The 2,606-nt window shown below is 34.3% G+C and carries 7 protein-coding genes; 6 read left to right on the top strand and 1 reads right to left on the bottom strand.

Annotated elements, in window-relative coordinates:
- From HX743_RS15845 to HX743_RS15830, 4 genes are all read left to right on the top strand, one after another.
- Positions 1-158: recombinase family protein (locus HX743_RS15845; protein ID WP_178319579.1), on the top strand; the 158-nt coding region annotated here is incomplete at its 5' end.
- Between the two features lie 220 nt (positions 159-378).
- Positions 379-714: a hypothetical protein gene (locus HX743_RS15840; RefSeq protein ID WP_178319658.1), complete on the top strand. Its 336-nt coding sequence runs from the start codon at positions 379-381 to the stop codon at positions 712-714.
- Between the two features lie 49 nt (positions 715-763).
- Positions 764-943: a hypothetical protein gene (locus HX743_RS15835; protein WP_004679044.1), complete on the top strand. Its 180-nt coding sequence runs from the start codon at positions 764-766 to the stop codon at positions 941-943.
- Positions 940-1,335 carry a type II toxin-antitoxin system death-on-curing family toxin gene (locus HX743_RS15830; RefSeq protein WP_178319657.1) on the top strand — a complete coding sequence of 132 codons (396 nt, stop codon included), beginning with the start codon at positions 940-942 and terminating at the stop codon, positions 1,333-1,335. Before HX743_RS15835 ends, HX743_RS15830 begins: the two co-directional genes overlap by 4 nt.
- A 1-nt stretch (position 1,336) precedes the next feature.
- Here the strand turns inward: HX743_RS15830 and HX743_RS15825 are convergent, their stop codons facing one another.
- A complete protein-coding gene (locus tag HX743_RS15825) occupies positions 1,337-1,888 on the bottom strand; it encodes a macro domain-containing protein (RefSeq protein ID WP_178319656.1) in 552 nt (183 codons plus the stop codon).
- 61 nt (positions 1,889-1,949) lie between these two features.
- On the opposite strand from HX743_RS15825, the gene HX743_RS15820 reads away from it, so the two are divergent.
- Both HX743_RS15820 and HX743_RS15815 read left to right on the top strand, forming a co-directional pair.
- Positions 1,950-2,345: a PD-(D/E)XK nuclease family protein gene (locus tag HX743_RS15820; protein ID WP_178319655.1), complete on the top strand. Its 396-nt coding sequence runs from the start codon at positions 1,950-1,952 to the stop codon at positions 2,343-2,345.
- A gap of 81 nt (positions 2,346-2,426) precedes the next feature.
- On the top strand, positions 2,427-2,606 hold a 180-nt coding region (locus HX743_RS15815; protein WP_178319654.1), incomplete at its 3' end, for a transposase.

The raw sequence follows: 2,606 nt of genomic DNA, 5'->3' as shown, positions 1-2,606 counted from the left end.
GGAAGTACAAAGGTCGGGTGCATAAACTAAAGCCTGACCAAGCTGAAGCTTTACGACAAGCATGGAAGGAGGGGAAGTATCCATCGAAAATGGCATTAGGGAAAGCTTTTGGGATTAGTCGTCAGGCAGTATACCGATATTTACAAGTTAGTGAATAGCTTATTGGGATTAGCAACTAAATTTAGTTTAACTTATAAAAATCATGAAACACTGTTCGAATTTTAAGCGTGGAACGTGAAAAATCACAAAAAAAGCCCACCTTGGGGAAGGTGGGCTATCAACTAGAAACTACAGCATTGATTTCTAAGTGGAATTATAACGCATTTCGTATAAGGTGTATTATGTTAATTTTAGAGAAATTAAAAATACAGGTTGATAATGAACATAGGGATTTTTTGGTATTGGAATAATAAAGTCATAGGTATAGCTCATGTGTTTAATTTAGGTGATGCTGATTCAATTGGCTTAATTGATAGTCCTTACACGCATATCGAGTATTGGAAAAATGTACAAAGTGAATATCCAGAGCTTAGAGCTTATGAATATGAGCAGATTCCACGAGGTCGGGTAATTTACGATATGAACAAAGATAAAGTAATTGTCTATATGGATAAGACATTATTTGCTTCCCGAACTGCATCTAAGATTTATGATTTCTTTGATATAGACTCTGAGTCAGCTATTCCTAGAAAAGATCCTCACTATCGCACCTAATTGTAAAATTTGAGCTAAAATAAACATCTCTATTAATGGAGCTATGAATATGAGAAAACGCTTAAAAGACTATAGCCTTGATCAAGTTTCAAATCGCCAAAAAGTTTCAGGTCAAGTATTACCAATTCAATTTAGCAATGATGAAGCAACAAAACGTGTTGTGATGCATAGTGCTAAACGAGTTATTAATCAGCATAAAGCGGAACTTCAAGAGCTCGCTTATAAATGAGTTTAATCAGCTCTACGTTTGTTATAGCAGTACATGACGAAATACTAGTACAAACTGGTGTAGGACGGGCAGGCTGCCATATTGAAAAACTAGAAAGTGTTTTAAGTCGTATAGATCAACAGATGTATTACAGCGATGTAAGCGATGTAAGCGATATATTTGAGATCGCTGCCTGGTTTGGTATAGCAATTTCAAAAGGGCATGCTTTTGTTGATGGTAACAAACGAACTGGCTTAGCTGTGATGCTGACTTATCTTGAAATCCAAGGAGTCACTATTCAAGAGCAAACAGGTTTAGATGATCTAATGGTTGATATTGTTGAGTCACAAGAAGAACATGAATTATTAGCTAAAATTGTAGCTGAATTCTTATATGAACTCTCAATTATTTAATCTAAGAAATTAGGATTTGAATATTCGGATCCTCAATTTTTGACAGAATATTTTTATAAATTATAAAGTTTTCTTCTTCACGACAAATAAAGAATACCTCTTCAACATGCTCGTATTGAGGTAATAAAGATAGAATTGTTCCAATGGCAATCTCAGAAGCTAATTGTCGAGGAAAACCATACACGCCTGTACTAATATTAGGAAAAGAAACAGTAGATGCATGAAATTCATTTGCCTTGAAAAGCGCATTACTATAAGCATCACAAAGTAACTGTGGCTCATTACGCTCACCATCAAACCATCTTGGTCCAACTGCATGTATTATATATTTTGCAGGTAAATTACCTGCGGTAGTTACCTCTGCCTGACCTGTTGGACAACCGCCTTTTTCTTTATTTAAGCGAACACATTCGGCTTTCATTAATGGTCCTGCTTTTTTATGAATAACATAATCAAGCCCACTACCACCAAGTAAAGATTTATTTGCTGAATTAACGATAGCTTGTACTGGAAATCTTGTAATATCCGCATGAATTAACGTAATTTTATGCATATACTATAAATTCCAATAATTAAGCCTTTTAACGTAAATATTTTAATAATAAGGAGAAATTATGCAACCAAAAGGTTTACTTAATTTCTTAGATGAGGTTGTTCGAGAAAAAAAAGTACATTCGTTATTTTTAAATCGATATCAAAGTATTCTAGCACCAAATTTTTCTATTTTTAGCTACTTTCGTACAGATGAATTAACACTTAGTAATATCCTAGCCGATCTACTAAACCCTTACGGGAGTCATGGACAAGATTATCTTTTTATTAAAAAATGGATTGAAATTAGAAAAAATGAATTAGATGAATGTTGGCAAAAAATTAACTTAGATAAATCTAAAATTACAGTGAAATTAGAAGAAACGAATTGGCGCTTAGATACTTTAAGAAGGATGGATATCCTAGTTGAGATTTACTTTAATGGTGAAAATTACGCATTGTGTATTGAAAATAAGTAAGCGTCCGCTGAACACACCTTCTGAATTCATCCTATAAGCCTTAATTTAGTCCCCACTTAGAAACAAGTGGGGACTTAATCCATGAACATGGATATATATTCAGCAACACCTCCTGTTGCTAAAAAACGCCGAAAATACAGCAAAGAATTCAAACTCAGTATTGTCAATGCCTGCAAAAATCCTAATACCTCGATCGCTTCGGTCGCACTGCAACATAGTATTAATGCCAACCTTGTCAGTCGTTGGATCAGGATCTTCAGC

It is taken from the genome of Acinetobacter sp. Swhac1 (assembly GCF_013390985.1).
In the GTDB taxonomy this organism is placed as follows: domain Bacteria; phylum Pseudomonadota; class Gammaproteobacteria; order Pseudomonadales; family Moraxellaceae; genus Acinetobacter; species Acinetobacter towneri.
Note: the sequence above shows the minus strand (reverse complement) of the source record. Positions and strands in the feature narration are given on the sequence as shown.

Bases quoted from the DNA above. Each gene is read 5' to 3' on its own strand.
- HX743_RS15840 (WP_178319658.1), top strand. From the start codon at position 379: ATGAACATAGGGATTTTTTGGTATTGGAATAATAAAGTCATAGGTATA.
- HX743_RS15835 (WP_004679044.1), top strand. From the start codon at position 764: ATGAGAAAACGCTTAAAAGACTATAGCCTTGATCAAGTTTCAAATCGC.
- HX743_RS15830 (WP_178319657.1), top strand. From the start codon at position 940: ATGAGTTTAATCAGCTCTACGTTTGTTATAGCAGTACATGACGAAATA.
- HX743_RS15825 (WP_178319656.1), bottom strand. From the start codon at position 1,888: ATGCATAAAATTACGTTAATTCATGCGGATATTACAAGATTTCCAGTA.
- HX743_RS15820 (WP_178319655.1), top strand. From the start codon at position 1,950: ATGCAACCAAAAGGTTTACTTAATTTCTTAGATGAGGTTGTTCGAGAA.